The sequence below is a fragment of the Alteromonas sp. KUL49 genome (assembly GCF_006538345.1).
GTDB lineage: Bacteria > Pseudomonadota > Gammaproteobacteria > Enterobacterales > Alteromonadaceae > Alteromonas.
Window position 1 is genome coordinate 101,578 of the sequence record NZ_BJKL01000004.1, and the last position, 20,492, is coordinate 122,069.

Genomic DNA, 20,492 nt, shown 5'->3' on the forward strand with positions numbered 1-20,492 from the left:
CCTTATATATTTCAATGTGATAACGAAGGGGTCAAAATAGCTCATCAATAAAGTATTTTTGCCAAAGTATTTGATAATAAAAGGAAATGCCACGAATCCGTCACATAAGTGTCATGGAGTGTTTCTACTTTTATGGAAAACACACACTTAAGAGCACGTACAATGATTAAAAGGTTTAACCACACAGCATTATCTGTTGCTTGTCTTGCCGCTTTAGGACTAAGCAATACCGCATTTGCCGACGGTAGCATTGCAGGTAAAGTTACCCACGCTTCACAAAACACGATATACGTTGGGGCAAAGGTGGAGTTAGTTTCACCCTCCGACAATGAGGTGTCATTCTCAACCATCACTCGTCGCGACGGAAGTTTCCGTTTTCAAGCAATCCCCGCTGGTAGCTACACGCTCTCAGTAGAGTATTTGGGTGAATCCCCCATTTCCCAGGCAGTAGTGGTTGAAGACGATCAAACCATTACCCCAACGCTAGTTTTTGGTGAAAATGAGGCAATGGACGAAATTTTTGTACTTGGTCAGCGCAGTAGCCAAGCAAGTGCTATTAACCAACAGCGTGGTTCAAATAGAATCTCATCCATCGTATCAGCTGATGCCATTGGTCAGTTTCCAGACCAAAACGCAGCGGAAGCCCTTCAACGCTTGCCTGGACTTTCTATTGAGCGCGACCAAGGAGAAGGTCGCTTTGTGGGTATCCGTGGTATCGACCCCAACTTAAACAATGTGACAATTAACGGACTCAACATTCCATCACCTGAATCGGGTGTTCGTGCGGTTGCACTGGATGTCATTCCCTCCGAACTGATTCAAACCCTTGAAGTATCAAAGTCTGTTACTTCTGACATGGATGGTGACGCTATCGGTGGTGCCGTGGCCGTTAAGAGCATCAGTGCATTCGATAAAACGCAAGATACCGCCAGCGTTACGGTCCAACTTGGACAAAATCAACTTCGCGATGAAATCAATCCAAAAGTATCGGGGAGTTTCACTCACAAACTTAACTCTACCTTTGGTATTGCTGCTGCACTGTCTTATTTTGACAGAGATTTTGGGTCAGATAACATCGAATCAAATGGCGATGACGAAGTAGAGCAGCGCTTTTATGGCATTAACCGAGAGCGTATTGGTGGTGCGGTTAACTTGGACTACCGACCAGATTTCAACAATCAGTACTTTTTACGCACCCTTTACAGCGAGTTTTCCGATGACGAATATCGCTTAGCAAATACGTTCACATTTGATGGTGAAGACAGTGAAATCGAACGAGAGAGTAAAGACAGGTATGAAAGTCAGAGTATTCTCTCATTCGCACTCGGTGGTGAACACCAACTTCCGCTTTGGCAAATAAATTGGCAATTGGGCTATGCGAAATCTGATGAAGACGAACCCAATGCGCTTTACTACGTTTTTGCTACCGAAAATGAAAATATTGACGGCGATTTGAATCAAATCATTCCCACTATCACACAGAATAGTGATGCATTAGATTTGTCCACCTACGAGCTCGACGAAATATCATTTGAAGACAATTACACCAAAGATACCGAGACAAGCTTCAAACTTGATTTCATTCGTCCGATCGAATGGAACGGAAATCAAGGTGAGCTGAAATTTGGTACCAAGTACCGTAGCCGAGAGAAAGACAGAAGCAGCCAAATCTTTATCTATGACGGCGATTTTGATGGTATCGACGCAGAGCAGTTTGGCGCATCTTCACCAGACTATAGCATTGGTAACTTTGGCCCCGGCCTATCGCGCTCAGCGCTGCGCAATTACTTTAGTTCACAGCGAGCTAACCTAGAATTGGCCGATTTAGACAGTGAACTTGAGTCTAACGGCGCCACTTACGTGAATGAAGAAGATATCTTTGCTGCGTACCTAATGGGTACTTTTAACGTCGACAAACTTCAAATCGTTGCTGGTGTGCGTTACGAGTCCACCGATTTCAGCACTCAAGGTATGCGTGTTGAGCTAGTTGAAAATGAACAAACCGACACAGAAGAAGTCGTTAATACGCCTTGGGAAGCGGAACGTGATTATGATCACTGGTTACCAAGTATCAACCTTCGATATGACGTGACAGACAAACTTTTGGTACGAGCTGCATACACACATACGCTCTCTCGACCTAAGTTTGAAGACGTCGCCGCTTTCCAAATCATTGAAAGCAAGACAGAGGAAGACGACGGTGTTTTTGTGACCGAGCGTGAGGCTGAAGTAGGAAATCCGCAGCTCACACCGTATGAAGCTGAAAATATCGATCTTTCTATTGAATACTACCCTGGCGATATTGGTGTAATTTCAGCAGGTTACTTCTATAAGAATATCGATAACTTCGTCATTTTTGCAGATGTAGCGGGTACGTCTGGATGGGAAGGCTTTGAAGAAGTTATTCAGCCGATTAACGGTGAAACGGCTTCACTGCAAGGTATTGAATTGTCATATGTAAAAGCGTTCAACAACGGTTTTATTGTATCGGCAAACACGACATTCTCTGATTCAGACGCAGTTACCTTCCTAGACGGTGAGCGATTTGATACATCGCTACCAAACCAATCGGACACTATCGGGAACTTAACCTTAGGTTATGAAGCTGATACTTACAGTGCTAGATTGTCTATGACCTACAAGAGCGAAAACTTAGAGGAAATCGATGGTGACATGCTGCGCATGGAAGATGACCACACCCAGTTAGACTTCATGGCGAAATACTTCATCAATGCAGATATGCAGTTGTATTTCAATGCAATCAATTTAACTGACGAGCCATTCTACAACTACTTCGATGAGCGTCAGCGTAATGCTCAATATGAAGAGTATGGACGCACTTTCCAGTTGGGTTTCACCTGGCAAATGTAAGTGCTATTTGGGTGTAGCACACATGTGCTACACCACTTTCCACACACTTTGTGTGTTTTCATTTTTCAAAGGTTAAAAACACTGTGAGTCACTCACAGTGAGAGTAAAATCATGCGTTACTTAGTACTGTTCAGCCTGTTAGTCACTTTTGTTAGCAATAGCGCTGAACACATAGATGATCACTATTATCAAACACACTCAATAAACGCCTTAACTGGCAACGATGGCTATTCTTTCATCGTGCTGGGCGATTGGGGCCGAAACGGCCACTTCTATCAAAAACCGGTCGCGAAATGGATGGACATTGCGAGCTATCAGCTCGATGCTGAATTCATTGCAACTACAGGCGACAACTTTTACGACAACGGTATTGCCTCTGTCTCAGATCCCTATTGGCAAACGTCTTTTGAAGACATCTATCATCAGCCCCATTTGTTTATCGATTGGCACCCAGTACTGGGCAATCACGACTATCGGGGCAACTGGCAAGCGCAAATTGACTACAGTAATGTGAGTCGTCGCTGGGAAATGCCGTCCCAGTATTATGCAAAAAACATAGCGCTAGGTAACGAAAACGCTCTGCTCCTATTTATCGACACAAGCCCTTTAAACCCTGATTATGCAAATGAACCCAAATACCTAGCTGCATATACTCAGGGGTCACAAACACAGTTGTTGTGGATTGAAGAACAGCTTAAGTCGTCAAACGCTAAGTGGAAAATAGTGATTGGTCATCACCCACTCTATTCGAGCGGAAAGCGTTACGGTAAGACTGATGCAATCAGAGGTGTGCTTGAACCTCTTTTGGAAAAATATGACGTTGATGCCTACATTGCAGGCCACGAGCACGATTTGCAGCACAATCAAATTCAAGGTAGTGACCTAATACACATAGTCTCGGGTGGCGGTTCTGAAGTTAGACCGGTTAGCACCTATCCATTTACTAAATTCGCTAAATCAACAGGTGGATTTGTTGCAGTAACACTTAGCGATACATCAGTGCTATTCAGGTTCATCGACCACAATGGGAATCTGATTTACACCCACGAGGCACAATAAAATGAGTAACACCATACGATTTCTGTGTCTTATCACAGCCCTAACCTGTCACCCAGTTTGTAACGCGACCGTTGCGAACAATATCATTCAACTCAAAGAGAAAGAGACAAATGCGCTATCTCTATTCTTGCCCTCAAGTGGTGTAAATACGCACTGGGTTGATGCCACTGAGCAAACTGGCTTGTCTATTCTGAACGATAATGAATCATTAATTGTTGAGGTGTCTATTGGCGCAGTAAGTAGTGTTGTTTACCGCCAAAATTTACGTATTACAACCTACGATAACAATACACAAGATATTCAATACTGGGAGGCCAGTAGTGACTCGATAATGGAAATCGATGAACATCGATTGAACATCGGCGGTGTTGAAACACTGTGTTCAGGTGAGGTCGATGGAAAGTTGCAAACTTTTGTCATAGACGAACTCGGTGTGCTTCATCAATATGCCTTACGTGAAGGTATTAGACCTATCCCAGTGCGGCAATTCGCCATCGGTCCAGGAATCAAAAGTTGCGCTGTAGACACTACTCACAATCAACTTTGGTTGGCTGACGAAACGGCGGGTGTTTGGACCATGAGCGCCAGCGCTGAAGCAGAGATTACAAGAGAACTTGGCTTCTATAGTGCCGACTATGCTGTGGAAAGTGTCGCCACTGCCACTTCATCGAAAATAGGACCTGTGACCGCATGGGTAAGCCCTGACGTCAGTGGAATCTGGGTTAACACTCAGTGTACTAGAACCTTTACCGAGTTTAGTAAAACTATCTCACCCGAAGTACTGACTCTCGGAACTACTCCTACGGGTATTTCCATATCTGTATATGACGATGAGAGCGGCAGAACATTCCATGGAACCCACTCACTCAACTGCGAGAATAACAGCGCAGAGATAGCCAACCCTATATTACTTGTACCAACGTCTGAGACATCGCCGGTAAGTCATACTGGCGATGCAGCAGACGACCCAGCTATATGGGTAAACAGCATTGCTCCAGAACAAAGCCTAGTCCTTGGTACAGACAAAAAAGGCGGCCTAGCCGTTTATAATCTCAATGGACAGCAAACGGCTTGGCACGCCGTTGGACGGGTCAACAATGTTGACATTAAGTACATCATAGCCGTAGATGGAGTAATGTTTGACGTGGCTGTCGCCAGTAATAGAACAAACCAATCAATGAGCGTGTTTTTAATTTCTACACAGAACGGTGAGCTTACCCATATTTCAGATATTGCGACTGGCCTTAAAGACGTCTACGGTTTTTGTCTGTATAACAATGCAGGAACACTTTATGGGCTAGTTAATGATACATCGGGCGACTATGAACAGTATCAGTTATCTATTAATCGCGAGAGCGCCAGTGGAACTCTAGTTCGTAGTTTCAGCCTCCCCTCTCAGCCGGAAGGGTGCGTAGTAGATGACGTTGCCGGCGTGGTATACATGGGAGAAGAGAGCGCTGGAATCTGGCAGCTCGATTTAACGTCTCGTGAAGCAACACCTGAAAAAATCATTAGTATTAGTGCGCCCGTAGAGGCAGACGTTGAAGGTTTGGGCTTATACGAGGTTGATGGAGTGCAATATTTGGTCGCATCTAGCCAAGGAAATAATCAGTACGCTATATACCAATCAAAATATCCTTTTAAACACATGGGTATGATAGAGATAGCGGCCGATTGGAACACGCTTATCGATGGCGTATCAGAGACCGATGGATTAGATATCACCAATGCAAACTTAGGTGGTCGCTACACAGATGGTTTATTCGTCGTTCAAGATGGTCGTAATGTGATGCCAACAGAGAATCAAAATTTCAAATTTGTAGATGGAAAACAAGTGGAGCAAGCAATAAGAATGATGCTAGAGCGTCAATAAATATTAAATACACTGGGGGAGTACTCCCCCAGCGCCAATTCAACTCGCTTGTTGATAGCCAGACCGCAGTTGTATGTCTATGGCTTTCAGTACCTGTGTTCGGTTAATAGTGCCCAATAAAACACCATCATCATCGACGACTGGGTATACTCTCGGTTTGTCCTTCAGTAGTTTTTGAGCAAGCTCGAGTACCGACATGTAAGGCTTAACAGAAACCACTGGCGTCTTCATAATTTCAGAGACACGGCAGATTTGTTCTCGGTAGTAGCTGGACGCAATCATGTTTCCAATACAATCTTGTTCTGACAAAAAACCGACCACTTTACCTTTATTATCTACAACTGGACCACCACTTTGTTTGCTGTCTAGCAGTAGTTCAACTGCTTCGGCGACAGGCATCTCTAACCCGATATTGACCGGGTGGGTATTCATATAATCACTGACTTGCAACGATTCCATTTTTCATTCCCCTTGCTCTACCTGTTAATGACTACGCTTGATATTTCAGTTAAGAGCAAAATAATGTGTTTATTTTTTGTTCTTCTCGGCGCATATTGCCGATAACTATAAGCCTAGACTGGGAAAATGATTTCAGCGAGTATTTTGCTGTTTATTTATTCGAATCGATAGTATCTGTAGTGTTAGGCGCAAATTGTTAGTCCCGTACTCGCTATCAGTTGGTATTCATGAGGGCTAGGTGTAAACTGCACCCTTCGAATTTTTATCTGTAAATCAACACACTCAATACTATGCATGCACCCACTTTTCTTTGGTACGATTTAGAGACCTTTGGCGCTAATCCGCAAAAAGATTTGCCCTGCCAGTTTGCCGCGGTAAGAACTGATTTGGATCTCAACCCCATCGGAAAGCCAATAAATATTATGAGTGCAATTGCGAATGACTACTTACCTCATCCTGAGGCATGTTTAATCACAGGAATTACGCCTCAGCAGACTATTCGAGATGGTAAAAACGAAGCTGATTTCGCAGCAAGAATGCACAGTGAAATGGCAACACCCAATACATGCAGTGTTGGTTTCAACAGTATTCGGTTTGACGACGAAGTTACTCGTCACATGTTTTACAGAAATTTCTACGACCCATATTCCCGCGAATGGAAAAATGGCAACAGTCGGTGGGATATAATTGATTTAGCTCGTGCCTGTTACGCCCTGCGCCCCGATGGCATTGAATGGCCACTAAGAGAAGATGGCAGCCCGAGCTTTAAGCTAGAGCACCTGACGCAAGCCAACGGTTTGTCCCACGACAATGCGCACGATGCGCTGAGCGATGTATACGCGACCATCGGATTAGCAAAGTTAATCAAGGATAAGCAACCAAAACTGTTTAACTATGCCTTCTCACTGAGAAACAAGCAGGAAGTACTATCACAGATCGACTTGTCTAAGCCATCAGTAGTGTTACACATATCGTCAAAAATCCCTGCCAGTCAGGGCTGTTGTACATGGATCATGCCCGTTGCAAAGCATCCAACGAACCCAAATGCAATTATTGCTGTTGATCTATCCAAGCCCATTGAAGCTTTACTCAACGATGATGCTGAAACGATTAGACAAAAACTGTATGCAAAGTCTGACGAATTGGAAAGTGGCGATGAGCGGCCGGGTTTAAAGCTCATCCATATCAACAAATCACCTTTTGTTACGACGGCCAAAGCAATGACTGCCGAGAATGCCAAGCGATTGGGTTTGGATAGAGAAGCTTGTTTAAACAACTATCAAGCACTCGTCAATCATCAACACCTAGCTCAATTACTACGTGAGGTTTACAACCAGCCCTTTGATGAAAAAGACGTTGATATTGACCACGCTCTCTACAGTGGCGGCTTTCTGAGTAATGAGGACAGGGGTTGGTGTAATCAGGTGCTAGAATCCTCACCCAATAGTTTGGCCGCTCTTTCTGATGAGACTCAGCATGTGGGTCTTCGTTCGCTGTTGTTCAGATACCGCGCCCGAAACTACCCTGAGACACTAGACGACAGCGAAATGACCCGTTGGCAACATCATCGCCGTTCTCGTCTCACGGACGCTGACTCACAAGCCAGTATTACGATGGAGAGTTATTTATTGACGCTGGAAAAACTAGCTCATGAACACAGTGACGACCCAAACAAACAGGCAATCCTCCGAGCACTGTATCAATACGCCGAAAACCTTTGACGTAACTCGGCGTTCAAATTAAATTAGGAACTGAATATTTCTACTTAAGTATAAAGTATCCTTGGTCGATAACATGACTAACCAGTTTTTAGGTTGAGCGTGATTATATCGCACCTCGGCACTATCACTTTCAAGTAAAGGAAAATTGCAGTAATGAATGGTGTGACCATCAGCTTAGACAAAAGCCAAAATAATATCTATCTGACGCTAGACCCTTCTGAATTCTCCAAAGAATTGGTTTTTCAAGAAGTTAAAACGCTCTTCGACCAACCTGATACCAAGAATCTTTATATTTCGAACTCTTCGTTGCAAGCGGCTATCGACGCCGCAAATCACAACTACAAAACGGCCAGTCCTAACGTAGTGAAAGAGTGTGTAGGAGAACGCCGAAATGCGGAAGTCGCTTTCAAAGTTTCCGAGGATAAGATGACCGCGACCCTTGTGCTCACCTGTCCATACGGCGGTAAGTTACCTTCATTGGGGGCGATTAAACTTCTTGCGAGTAAGCAAAAAATACAGAAAGGTATTGGTACAAAAGCGATCAAAAGCGTTCTCGCTAGAGCTCAAAACGCATCTGCTGGCGAAGTGATAGAGCGAGTGGTCGCTAAAGGATTACCAGCGAAAAACGGGAGATCATCTCGATTTAGACCATTAGTACCTAATGCGCTCGAACGTGTATTGAAGCCGCAGACCAGTGACGGCGACAGAGTTGATATGCGTAACTTGGGTGAGGTCATTTGCGTCAAAGTGGATACACCTGTTTTACGGCGTACAGAACCGACGCCAGGGCGTAGCGGTTTCGACGTTAAAGGCAATATTGTCGAGCCTATCTCGGGTGAATGGCTCGAGTTCAAAATGGCAAAAGGTACAGCGGTCAGTGATTCTGACAAGAACCTTTTAGTCTCAACCATTGCTGGCATGCCCAAGTATCAAGATCAGACTATGACTATTGATGACACCTTTATTTGTAACGGTGTTAATGTTGGAACGGGTCATATCACCTATGACGGCGCCGTCCTAGTGAATGGTGATGTTACCGAGAAAATGGAAATAAAAGCATCTGGTGACGTTACGATAAACGGATTTGTCGAGTCTGCTTATATAGAATCCCAAGGTGATATTATTATCACTGAAGGAGCCATGGGTAAGGTTAACGATGCTGACGGAGAATTTACTTGCAAACTCGTTGCAGCTGGGAGTATTCACGTTCAGCACGGGCAAGGACTTGATATTCATTGTAAAGGCACTATTACCGTTGGTCGTCAGCTAACATACAGCCGCCTCCGTAGTGGCGGTGGCGTTATAGTAGGACAAATAGATAACCCTCAAGGCAACTTGTTTGCTTGTGACGTATTCACCCAAGACAAAGTTATTGCAGGTACGCTAGGTGCAGTATCAGGCAGCACGCTGAAAGTGGATTTTAGTCCTGGTTACAATCAATTATTAGAACGCAAAAATGCCATTGACGAGCTACTCGACCAGCTGCGTAAAAATAATCTCAAGCACAAAGAAAAGATCGAGCTAATCAAGAGCAAGAAAGTGCCTCAAGTGCTACAAGACAAAGTGTCTGATGCCCTGGAAATGTTTAACAATGAATCTGCACTGCTCGCGTGGATTGAAGCTAAAGCACTCGAAGTGAAAGAAGCGAGAGATGCCTATCAAAAAGAGATTAAGCTTATTGCCAACAAACGTTTGTATCCGGGCGTTTCAGCTAAGTTAAACACCCGTAGCTGGCGTTCTGAACGAGAGTACGATAGAGCGATGATTCACTTTGATTCTCACAAATGGCATTACGAACCCATCGTCTAGCACAATCACCGTTTTTGTTTGCTGACGTATAGTCGTTGCTAGTCTGCTATGGTAACAGTACCGCTACCATAGCGCTTTGATTGATACAGTGCTTTTACCGTTCTGTCTTCCCAATCGAGAAAAGTTTCTGCCGATTGAAGCTCTGAGACAGAGTATACAACGCCTAAATTTTGATCTTTTACGACGCCTTGTGCCATAAGGCTGTCTCTCAATCGGTAAACCAGTATTTTTGCGGCCTCAATATCCGTTTGCGGACACAGCACGACAAATCGTTCACTGGTAAATCGAGCAACAACATCAACCTCACGCACGGCTGACAAGCAAGTGGTCGCAATTTGTTTTTGCGATGCGTCTAACGTAGTTTCCACATCTTCTGATGCTGCAGAAAAATTTACATCGAATACAATTAACGATGCTGAAGAGTGAAAGCGCTGGAACCGAGAAATCTCCTCTTCTGCCCTCTGCATCATGTGGTTTCTATTGTATAGGCCCGTTAAACCATCTCTGGTGGTTAAAAATTCAAGAGTTCGAGATTTATCGCTCAGCTGAACTTTTAATAACTGAATTTCCTCATTCTTCTCGCGAAGCAACCGCCTTATATGCTGTCTGACTCTGGCTCGCCAGATAAACCAACACAATGAACCAACAAAACAAACCATACCAAGTGCATACGGCATATAAGTGGCGTTGTAACGAACTTTACTACTACTCCACTGTTTGTATATTGCGACTTCTTTGTCTTCAGGGATTTTGGCGATAGCATCATTCAAAAGTGGAAGGATGTGGGTGTGTGATTTTGCCACACCGAAAGAGAGCACATCGTAAGGCTCTGCGTAGCCTACAATCGCGAGCGAATCCAAGTTGTGCATATTAATAAAAGTATTAACGGTAAGAAGCGAACCAACCATAACGTCTAGTTCACCGGACAAGAGCATATTAAGACCATCCCTTTCGGACTCAACTACCTTGATTCGAAGCGACGGGTAGTATCGCGTGATGTACTCCATCTGGCGATACCCTCTAACCACACCCAGCAAACGAGAACCAACGCCGTCATAACCTTGCAAAATTGGCGTACCTACGGCAGCGACCAGTACATTTGGCGCTTCGAAATATGCATCACTGAAGGCTAGAAATTGGCGGCGGCGTTCAGATTCTGTAAGCATGGAAAGCATCTGACATTCACCGCGCTGAAGAAATTCTAAACTTTGCGCCCAAGTCTCTGTTTCAACTAGCTCAAATTCGATAGACGAGATCGCCGATATGGCTTTCATATATTCCGCAGATATGCCCACATGCTCACCGCCGACAAGGGCCTCATAAGGTGCCCAACTCGGATCAATGCAGTATTTCACCGGGGTAATTTCTGAATGCGCAAAAGACGACAAGACCGCACAAATAAAAAGTGAGATAAAACGAATCACGCGAGTAAGCTGGTCCAACGTAAATCACTGCCCTATTGCTAAGAGATTAAAACATAACACGTTTGCGGATATTACTGTTCAATATTACACAATCAATTCCGTAGAATGCAAAGGTCAATGTAACCTAATCCCCAATAAGCAAAATGGCACCCTTCGGTGCCATTTTTCCCTCGATATTATTTCCCTCAATATCACGGAGTGAAAAGCTCACTCGTTATGGGGATTGCAGTTATACCATTTCTACGGCTAACGCTACGCCTTCACCACCACCAATACACAAAGATGCGATACCTTTGCTAAGTCCTTTTTGCTTAAGTGCGTGTAGAAGCGTGACCAAAATACGTGCACCAGAGGCTCCAATAGGATGACCCAATGCACATGCACCACCTTTGATGTTTACTTTGCTTTCATCCAAGCCTAGCTTGCGAATAGCCATCATAGTTACCATGGCAAAGGCTTCGTTAATTTCAAACAAATCAACATCTTCTTTTGCCCAACCCGCTTTTTCAAGCACTTTTTCCATGGCACCTACTGGTGCAACGGTAAACAACTCTGGCTCAATAGCATTTGTGGCATGTGCAACCACTTTAGCAAGTGGTGTTAATCCTAGTTCCGCCGCTTTTGACTCAGACATCACTAGAAGTGCCGCCGCACCATCAGAGATTGAACTAGAGTTTGCCGCAGTCACGGTACCGTCTTTTTTGAACGCTGGACGAAGTGAAGGAATTTTATCTGGACGGGCAGAGCCTGGGCCTTCATCAGTATCAACAACGATATCACCTTTACGACTAGAAATAGTTACACTAACGATTTCATCAGTAAAGGTTCCTTCGCTGATAGCCGTGTTTGCTTTAGATAGCGAGCTCAGCGCAAACTCATCCATTTCACCACGGGTGATACTCTCAGCATCTGCAGTGTCTTGCGCAAAACAGCCCATGGCTTTGCCGTCATAAGCATTCTCAAGGCCATCCATCATCATGTGGTCAAGGACTTGTCCGTGCCCCATGCGATAACCAGTTCTAGCTTTTGGTAGCATATAAGGTGCATTACTCATACTCTCCATACCACCTGCGATAACCACAGATGCACTACCCGCCTTTATCAAGTCATGTGCCATCATTACAGCTTTTAAACCTGAACCACACACCTTATTGATGGTAGTTGCTCCCGCAGCCAAAGGTAGCTCGGCGCCTAATGTTGCTTGGCGTGCCGGTGCCTGCCCTTGTCCTGCAGGTAATACACATCCCATAATAACTTCGTCGATGTTAGCCACATCGATACTCTCACACGCGGCTTTTATGGCTACCGATCCCAACGTTGTTGCCGGTACTGCTGATAAACTTCCATTAAAGCCACCCATTGGAGTGCGCTTCGCCGCCACAATTACTACCGCATCATTGCTCATAATTAGCCTCACATTTAGTTAAAAGGTATTGATTCACATCGTCATAGCGTACTGCGCGTATACAAAAGTAGACACAATACTTTGGTCTTGCATGACACAATTCAATTGAAAAATTGACGTTAGCAAAATGTTACCTTACCTTAACGTAAATTGTAATTAACGTTAACGTAAACCCAAGCGTATGTGTGTCAACGATTCTTACCAGCACGGTGAGAGTCGACCGAATACTACAAAGAAGAGGGTGTGCGCCAAAAGGTACGTATGAATGAACGACCACAACAATGAACTAACCTATTCCATCGGCGAACTGGCTCGGGAGTTCGACATCACTCCTCGTTCTATCCGTTTCTACGAGGAGCAAGGCTTACTAAGCCCGCGTCGTACTGGCCAGAATCGTATCTACTGTAACAAAGACCGCGTCAGGTTAAAGCTAATTTTACGTGGTAAGAGGTTAGGTTTCTCTTTAGCAGAGGTAAAAACTCTGTTTGAGATGTACGACAGCAACCCAAATTCCGCGGTTCAACTTGAAGCCATGCTTGAAATGACAGCGCAAAAACGCGCTGTATTGAACCAACAATTAGAAGATATTCAAATGCTTATGACAGAACTTGACGATGTAGAATCCCGTTGTCGAGAAGAGCTAGCAGAATTACAAAAAGGAAAATAGCCATGAACACGCCCTACCCTACACTTAATTTCGGTTTAGGCGAAGATATGGACATGCTTCGCGACCAGGTCTATCAGTTTGCGCAAAATGAGATTGCTCCACTGGCAGAATCAGCCGATGCTGACAATCAGTTCCCCAATCAACTCTGGCCGAAACTCGGTGAGATGGGATTGCTCGGCGTTACCGTTGATGAACAATTTGGTGGTTCAGGCATGGGGTACTTGGCTCATACTATCGCTATGGAAGAAGTGAGTCGCGCGTCTGCGGGTATTGGTCTGAGTTACGGTGCCCACTCTAACCTTTGCGTTAACCAAATTGCACGAAACGGCAGTGAAGCGCAAAAAGAAAAGTACTTACCTAAGCTGGTGTCTGGCGAACACATTGGTGCATTAGCGATGAGTGAACCCAACGCTGGTTCAGATGTAGTGAGCATGAAACTACGCGCAGAGAAAAAGGGCGACAAGTACATTCTCAACGGCAACAAAATGTGGATAACCAACGGCCCAGATGCTAATACGTTTGTCATTTACGCGAAAACTGACGTAAACGCAGGACCACGGGGTATAACCGCTTTTATTGTTGAACGAAATTTTCCCGGATTTTCTCGTGCTCAAAAGCTCGACAAACTGGGCATGCGCTCGTCAAACACTTGTGAATTAGTGTTTGAAGACTGCGAAGTACCCTTTGAGAATGTTATGGGTAATGAGGGCGAAGGTGTACGCGTGCTCATGAGCGGACTTGATTACGAGCGCGTAGTCTTATCAGGTGGTCCACTGGGTATTATGCAAGCCTGCATGGACATTGTGGTGCCCTACATCCACGACCGAGAGCAGTTTGGTCAATCTATTGGCCAGTTCCAGCTAGTGCAAGGCAAAATCGCCGACATGTACACACAAATGAATGCAGCACGCGCCTACGTTTACGCGGTAGCCCAAGCTTGTGATCGCGGTGAAACCACCCGCAAAGACGCCGCTGGTGCCATTCTTTATTCAGCAGAACTTGCCACCAAAATGTCCCTTGATGCCATTCAACTATTGGGTGGGAATGGCTATATCAACGAGTACGCCACCGGCAGACTGCTAAGAGATGCCAAGCTATATGAAATTGGCGCTGGCACGTCAGAAATCAGACGCATGCTAATTGGCCGCGAATTGTTCAACGAATCCAAGTAGTTAAGGGAGGGGGCATGCCCGTTCTTCATTCTTCGATAAATACGAAATCGTCAGCATTTGCTGACAACACGGCGCATATGCAAGCGCAGGTGAATGACCTTAAAGAAAAACTCCAGACCATAGCAAAAGGTGGTGGAGAAAAGGCCGCCCAACGCCACGTAGCGCGGGGCAAACTGTTGGCTCGCGATCGCATCGACGGCCTTATCGACGCGGGTTCGCCTTTCTTAGAAATTGGCCAACTGGCAGCATGGGAAGTATATGAAGACTATGTTCCATGCGCCGGAGTCGTTGCAGGTATCGGCTTAGTACACGGCATTGAATGTATGATAGTCGCCAACGATGCCACGGTAAAAGGCGGTACATACTACCCACTTACTGTGAAAAAGCATTTACGCGCTCAGGCGATTGCTGAAGAAAATCACCTGCCTTGTATTTACCTAGTGGATTCAGGCGGTGCCAACTTGCCCAGACAAGACGACGTATTCCCAGACAAAGAGCATTTTGGTCGTATTTTCTTTAATCAGGCCAACATGTCAGCTAAAAATATCCCACAAATAGCTGTGGTAATGGGTTCTTGTACCGCAGGTGGTGCCTACGTGCCTGCGATGGCTGATGAGAGTATTATCGTGAAAGAGCAAGCGACGATATTCTTAGGCGGCCCACCCTTGGTGAAAGCTGCTACGGGCGAAGTGGTCAGTGCCGAAGAGCTTGGCGGTGGTGACGTTCATACCAGAATTTCAGGCGTAGCTGACCACCTAGCTAATAATGATCATCACGCACTAGAGCTAGCAAGAAACGCCGTAGCAAGACTCAATCGTAAAAAGTCGACGTCCATTGATATTGCCGATGTAGTTGCCCCTAAATACGACGGTAAAGAAATCTATGGCGTAATCCCCAAAGATACGCGACAGACTTTTGATGTTAGAGAAATCATTGCTCGTATTGTGGACGGTTCGGATTTTGACGAATTTAAATCACGTTACGGAACGACGCTGGTATGTGGCTTCGCTCGGATTTTTGGCTTTCCTGTGGGTATTGTGGCAAACAATGGGATCTTGTTCAGTGAAAGTGCGCAAAAAGGCGCTCACTTTATAGAGTTGTGTGCAACACGAAAAATCCCCTTAATATTCCTGCAAAACATCACTGGCTTTATGGTGGGTAAACAATACGAGCACGACGGTATTGCCAAGCATGGTGCCAAAATGGTGACTGCGGTCGCCTGTGCAAATGTTCCTAAGCTCACCGTACTGATTGGTGGTAGTTTTGGTGCCGGAAACTATGGCATGTGCGGACGTGCTTACGACCCTAGATTCTTGTTTATGTGGCCAAATGCGCGCATCTCAGTCATGGGGGGTGAACAAGCTGCGGGTGTTCTGGCACAAGTTAAGCGCGATCAAAAAGAACGTGCTGGCGAACAATGGTCAGACGAAGAAGAAACAAGCTTTAAACAGCCAATCATAGACACTTATGAAACCCAAGGTCACCCCTACTACGCTTCTGCCCGTTTGTGGGATGACGGCGTGATCGACCCTGCAGATACCCGCCTAGTTCTGGGATTATCCTTATCCGCAGCGCTTAACAAACCTATCGAAGACACACGCTTTGGCGTGTTTAGAATGTAGGGGGCGAATCATGGATTCAGTAGTAAACTACAACATTGATTCTAAGGGCGTTTGTCGAATTCGATTAGACCGCCCCGAAAAGCACAATGCTTTTGACGATGACATGATCGCCACGCTCACCCAGTACTTCAATACAGCAGCAAAGGACGCAGCCGTTCGGGTCGTTGTTTTGGAAGCAGAGGGAAAAACCTTCAGCGCGGGTGCGGATCTTGGCTGGATGAAACGCATGGCGTCCTACAGCGAAGCAGAAAACCAACAAGACGCTATGGCGCTGGCTACCATGCTTCATACACTATATACGCTACCTAAGCCTACCATTGCGAAAGTACAAGGCGCAGCCTTTGGTGGTGCTGTAGGGCTTATAGCCTGCTGTGATATTGCCGTAGGCAGTAAACTGAGCAAGTTTTGCTTGAGCGAAGTCAAACTAGGACTCATCCCGGCCACTATTAGCCCCTATGTGATTGAAGCGATGGGCGCTCGGGTTTGTCGGCGATATTTCCAAACCGCAGAGGTGTTTTCTTCACGCCGAGCAAGGCGACTGGGACTACTCAGTGAATCAGTATCGGAAGATGCGCTCAATAGTACCGTTGACGATATGGTAAACAACATACTAAACAACGGCCCTCAAGCAATGGCGCAGGCAAAACTACTAGTACAAGATTTTAGCCAGCGCGAGATCAACCATTCACTGCTTCATGAATCCAGCGCACGAATCGCTAAAGTGCGAGTATCTGAAGAGGGGCAAGAAGGCCTACACGCGTTTTTTGAAAAACGCCCAGCAGCATGGCGAGAAACAGAAAATGATTAAAAAGTTACTAATTGCTAACCGCGGTGAAATTGCCTGCCGCGTGATCACAACAGCAAAAAAACGAGGCATCAAAACAGTAGCCGTATTCTCTGACGCCGACAGAAACGCGCTCCACGTTGCGATGGCAGATGAAGCCGTTTATATAGGAGAGGCACCTGCCAAAGACAGCTATTTGCGTGCTGAACATATTATTGATGTCGCCAAAACTCATGGTGTAGACGCCATACATCCGGGCTACGGTTTCTTGTCTGAGAACGCTGCATTTGCCAACGCTTGTGAAGCAAACCACATTATTTTTGTAGGTCCGCCTGCAAGCGCGATTGAAGCCATGGGCTCCAAATCTGCTGCCAAGCACATTATGGAAAATGCGGGTGTGCCTCTCGTACCTGGCTATCACGGTGATGACCAAAGCACAGCCATTCTCAAAAAGGCCGCCGACGACATGGGCTATCCCGTCTTACTTAAAGCAGCTGCTGGTGGTGGCGGTAAAGGTATGCGCCAAGTTTGGAATGAGGCCGATTTTCAAAATGCGCTAGACGCAGCAAAGCGAGAATCTTTGTCCAGCTTTGGTGATGATCACATGTTGGTGGAAAAGTACCTCACCAAACCTCGTCATGTTGAAATTCAAGTGTTCTGTGATAAGCAGGGTAACGGCGTATATCTTTTCGAACGTGATTGTTCTGTTCAACGTCGACACCAAAAAATTATTGAAGAAGCCCCTGCCCCCGGGGATGACTCAGATAATACGCTCACAAATGGGTGAAGCTGCCATCAAAGCAGCCAAAGCCATTGATTACGTGGGTGCTGGTACGGTGGAATTCCTGCTTGATGAGGATGGTAGTTTCTACTTTATGGAGATGAATACCCGTCTACAGGTAGAACACCCTGTCACCGAAATGATTACAGGTGAAGATTTGGTTGAGTGGCAACTCAAAGTCGCACAAGGTGAAACACTGCCAAAAACTCAAGACCAATTGGAAATCCGCGGGCACGCTTTTGAAGCCCGTATATATGCGGAAGATCCCTACAATGACTTTTTACCCGTTACTGGCACTTTAAATACACTGTCACCACCACAATCAACTGAACTCGTTCGGGTCGACACCGGCGTTCTTGAAGGGGACGAAGTCAGTATTTACTACGACCCTATGATTGCCAAGTTGATTGTTTGGGGTGATGATAGAGAACTCGCGCTTCAACGCTTAGGCCAAGCACTAGAGCAGTATCACATCGATGGCGTAACGACTAATATTGACTTTTTAGCCTATTTAACCCGATTCGAACCCTTCCAGCGTGCTGAGCTAACGACCACGTTTGTAGACAAACACATTGATGAATTAATGGCGTCTAAACCTCGCCACGTTCAAGACGACTTGCCAGTAATGGCAATGCTAGCGCTACTGCGTAATCAAGCTCAAAATAATGCTGCTAGCGCACCGTGGCAGTCTACTCTTGGGTGGCGGAGTAATCTGTGCTATTCCGCTCACATCAGATTTGCCATTGATGATGAATTATTGGAAGCGGTATGCACTATCGCTGACTCAAGCGCGCCCTTGTCACCGCACTGGTCTATCAAAATTGGCGAATACTCTTGGCTAGCCGAGGGGCAACTGGTTGGCAATGAATTACACATTACAGTAAACGATGTACTTCAGAAAATACGTTTTGCCGAACGTAAATCGGAAGCATCAGAGAGAAATACTCATTACGTCATCTTCACGCCAAGCGGCAAGCTGGCTTTCGAGCACCTGTTGCCAGACCTCGGAGATCACAACAATGTAGATAGCGACGCTTCTCTTACTGCCCCTATGAATGGCACGATTGTTACCCATTTATGTAGCCAAGGCGACGAAGTAACCAAAGGTACGCCAATCTTAGTTATGGAGGCGATGAAGATGGAGCACACAATAAATGCACCCGCTGACGGTACAGTCGCTGAATTTTATTACCAGCCAGGAGAACTGGTTGACGGCGGAGCGACACTTCTCGACTTTACCGCCAGTAGTGAAAATAAGCGCGGTGAGTCATGACCTTTCCGAGCACCGTATCCATCGTTGAAGTAGGTCCTAGAGATGGCCTACAAAATGAGAAAGAACACCTGACGGTAGCGCAGAAAAGTAAGCTAGTTGATTTATTGTCAGATACTGGTCTCACGCGTATTGAAGCAGGTAGTTTTGTGTCACCCAAATGGGTGCCACAAATGGCCAGTTCAGATGAGGTTTTTAGTGCTATCAACCGGCGCTCTGGGGTGACCTACTCGGCACTTACTCCCAATATGAGAGGTTTTGAGACTGCCTTGGCAGCCAATGTGGATGAAGTGGCTATTTTCGGTGCGGCATCTGAGCAGTTCTCACAAAAGAACATCAACTGTTCTATTGAAGAGAGTCTGGAGCGCTTTGCACCTGTCATTGAATCAGCCACAGAACGTAATCTTAAAGTGCGAGGTTATGTCTCTTGTGTTTTAGGATGCCCTTATGAGGGAGATATCGCACCTGAAAAAGTCGCAGATGTTACCAAGTTGATGATTGATATGGGCTGCTACGAAGTCTCTCTAGGGGATACTATCGGTGTGGGAACGCCACTAAAAACTGCGCAAATGTTAGATCGAGTGTTAGACAAAGTATCAATAGACAAAGTGGCAGTTCATTTTCACGATACCTATGGGCAAGCGTTAGCTAACCTCTATGTCGCCCTGGAAAAGGGCATCCGTGTAATCGATGCCGCAGTTGCAGGTTTAGGTGGTTGCCCCTATGCGAAGGGTGCTAGCGGCAACGTCGCCACAGAAGATGTTTTGTACATGCTCAATGGTATGGGAATATCTTCTAACGTCGATATGAGCAAATTGCTTTTGGCAACAAACTACATAACTGGAGTGCTTGGGCGCAAACCCCAGTCAAAAGTCGCTAATGCCATTCTTTAAATTCAAAGGGCATTATACTTTGTATAACCTATAAGAACTTAAGCCGCGCCCACAAGGATGTGATTGCGGCGTGCGGTAAAAAGTGTGTTGCTTTCCCTTTAAGGCTTTACTCAGCCCCGATTCTCAACCACCACCTTAAGGTTTTCTAAACCGGCTTCAAAGTCAGGGCCAAGTAAACTGTCAATCATCAGTACGACGTAGCGATCTACAGGATTATATCCAACCTCGCCTTCATCACGCCAAACGACTCTTGTACCTGAATTGCTTGGCATAAATTCGATAGTGCCAGTAGACCCCATATCCATATCAGGAAAATACAAGCTATAAACGACTTTTTTATTGTGTTCTAGAGCGGTAATTTCCATTTCACCATTGCCTTCGGAAACGCTTTTCCACTCAGAGCGCATGCCTATCGCTCTATCTGGACCTGAGTAAACAAGCTCCATCGCTGGGTCGCGTTTAAACCACACCCCCCACGTTGGCCAAGCCTTGAGATTGACAACTTCTGGGTAAACAACATCTGGGCCTGCGTTAATCACAATACTGCGTTCAACGTTGTAATGCTTGGGTAATATCAATCCGATAGCCGAAAGGGTGACCACTAGTATTACAAACCCTAGAATAAGTTTTTTCAAAGCTGCCATTTAAATCTCCTGTTCCAATTTCCTAAGGAGAATATATA

At 45.6% G+C, this 20,492-nt stretch carries 14 protein-coding genes and 1 pseudogene; 11 read left to right on the plus strand and 4 right to left on the minus strand.

What is annotated here, in order from left to right; all coding sequences use genetic code 11:
- Nucleotides 1-162: 162 nt before the first annotated feature.
- The 3 genes from EYS00_RS08320 to EYS00_RS08330 all read left to right on the plus strand — a co-directional run bounded on the left by EYS00_RS08320 (nt 163) and on the right by EYS00_RS08330 (nt 5,803).
- Nucleotides 163-2,871, plus strand: a complete 2,709-nt coding sequence (locus tag EYS00_RS08320) for a TonB-dependent receptor (RefSeq protein WP_130636096.1) — start codon at nt 163-165, stop codon at nt 2,869-2,871.
- A 111-nt stretch (nt 2,872-2,982) separates the two neighbouring features.
- Nucleotides 2,983-3,930 carry a tartrate-resistant acid phosphatase type 5 family protein gene (locus tag EYS00_RS08325; RefSeq protein ID WP_130636097.1) on the plus strand — a complete coding sequence of 316 codons (948 nt, stop codon included), beginning with the start codon at nt 2,983-2,985 and terminating at the stop codon, nt 3,928-3,930.
- 1 nt (nt 3,931) lies between these two features.
- Nucleotides 3,932-5,803 (plus strand): phytase, encoded by a 1,872-nt coding sequence (locus tag EYS00_RS08330; RefSeq protein ID WP_130636098.1) that lies wholly within the window; start codon nt 3,932-3,934, stop codon nt 5,801-5,803.
- 39 nt (nt 5,804-5,842) lie between these two features.
- Here EYS00_RS08330 and EYS00_RS08335 read toward each other — a convergent pair whose 3' ends face one another.
- Nucleotides 5,843-6,262: a CBS domain-containing protein gene (locus EYS00_RS08335; RefSeq protein WP_130636099.1), complete on the minus strand. Its 420-nt coding sequence runs from the start codon at nt 6,260-6,262 to the stop codon at nt 5,843-5,845.
- A gap of 290 nt (nt 6,263-6,552) precedes the next feature.
- On the opposite strand from EYS00_RS08335, the gene sbcB reads away from it, so the two are divergent.
- Complete coding sequence (sbcB, locus tag EYS00_RS08340) at nt 6,553-7,983, plus strand: exodeoxyribonuclease I (RefSeq protein WP_130636100.1); 1,431 nt, start codon at nt 6,553-6,555, stop codon at nt 7,981-7,983.
- A gap of 153 nt (nt 7,984-8,136) precedes the next feature.
- The gene (locus tag EYS00_RS08345; protein ID WP_130636101.1) at nt 8,137-9,792 is read left to right on the plus strand and encodes a DUF342 domain-containing protein; all 1,656 of its coding nucleotides are present in this window, start codon (nt 8,137-8,139) and stop codon (nt 9,790-9,792) included.
- Between the two features lie 38 nt (nt 9,793-9,830).
- Here EYS00_RS08345 and EYS00_RS08350 read toward each other — a convergent pair whose 3' ends face one another.
- Both EYS00_RS08350 and EYS00_RS08355 read right to left on the minus strand, forming a co-directional pair.
- A complete protein-coding gene (locus EYS00_RS08350; RefSeq protein WP_165399341.1) occupies nt 9,831-11,147 on the minus strand; it encodes a diguanylate cyclase in 1,317 nt (438 codons plus the stop codon).
- A gap of 298 nt (nt 11,148-11,445) precedes the next feature.
- Entirely contained in the window at nt 11,446-12,621 is a 1,176-nt protein-coding gene (locus EYS00_RS08355) for a thiolase family protein (protein ID WP_130636103.1), read from the minus strand.
- Between the two features lie 265 nt (nt 12,622-12,886).
- Between EYS00_RS08355 and EYS00_RS08360 the strand changes: the two genes are divergently transcribed.
- The 6 genes and pseudogenes from EYS00_RS08360 (at nt 12,887) to EYS00_RS08385 (ending at nt 19,810) form a co-directional block, all read left to right on the plus strand.
- On the plus strand, nt 12,887-13,288 hold the full coding sequence (locus EYS00_RS08360) for a MerR family DNA-binding transcriptional regulator (protein ID WP_130636104.1): 402 nt from the start codon (nt 12,887-12,889) through the stop codon (nt 13,286-13,288).
- Between the two features lie 2 nt (nt 13,289-13,290).
- Nucleotides 13,291-14,460, plus strand: a complete 1,170-nt coding sequence (locus EYS00_RS08365; protein WP_130636105.1) for an isovaleryl-CoA dehydrogenase — start codon at nt 13,291-13,293, stop codon at nt 14,458-14,460.
- Nucleotides 14,461-14,474: 14 nt separating this feature from the next.
- Nucleotides 14,475-16,082 carry a carboxyl transferase domain-containing protein gene (locus EYS00_RS08370; protein WP_130636106.1) on the plus strand — a complete coding sequence of 536 codons (1,608 nt, stop codon included), beginning with the start codon at nt 14,475-14,477 and terminating at the stop codon, nt 16,080-16,082.
- Between the two features lie 10 nt (nt 16,083-16,092).
- Nucleotides 16,093-16,890 carry an enoyl-CoA hydratase/isomerase family protein gene (locus tag EYS00_RS08375; protein WP_130636107.1) on the plus strand — a complete coding sequence of 266 codons (798 nt, stop codon included), beginning with the start codon at nt 16,093-16,095 and terminating at the stop codon, nt 16,888-16,890.
- Nucleotides 16,883-18,920: pseudogene (locus tag EYS00_RS08380) on the plus strand (acetyl-CoA carboxylase biotin carboxylase subunit). Before EYS00_RS08375 ends, EYS00_RS08380 begins: the two are co-directional and overlap by 8 nt.
- Entirely contained in the window at nt 18,917-19,810 is an 894-nt protein-coding gene (locus EYS00_RS08385; RefSeq protein ID WP_130636108.1) for a hydroxymethylglutaryl-CoA lyase, read from the plus strand. Before EYS00_RS08380 ends, EYS00_RS08385 begins: the two are co-directional and overlap by 4 nt.
- Before the next feature lie 110 nt (nt 19,811-19,920).
- Here the strand turns inward: EYS00_RS08385 and EYS00_RS08390 are convergent, their stop codons facing one another.
- The gene (locus EYS00_RS08390) at nt 19,921-20,454 is read right to left on the minus strand and encodes an SRPBCC family protein (RefSeq protein WP_130636109.1); all 534 of its coding nucleotides are present in this window, start codon (nt 20,452-20,454) and stop codon (nt 19,921-19,923) included.
- Between the last annotated feature and the right edge of the window lie 38 nt (nt 20,455-20,492).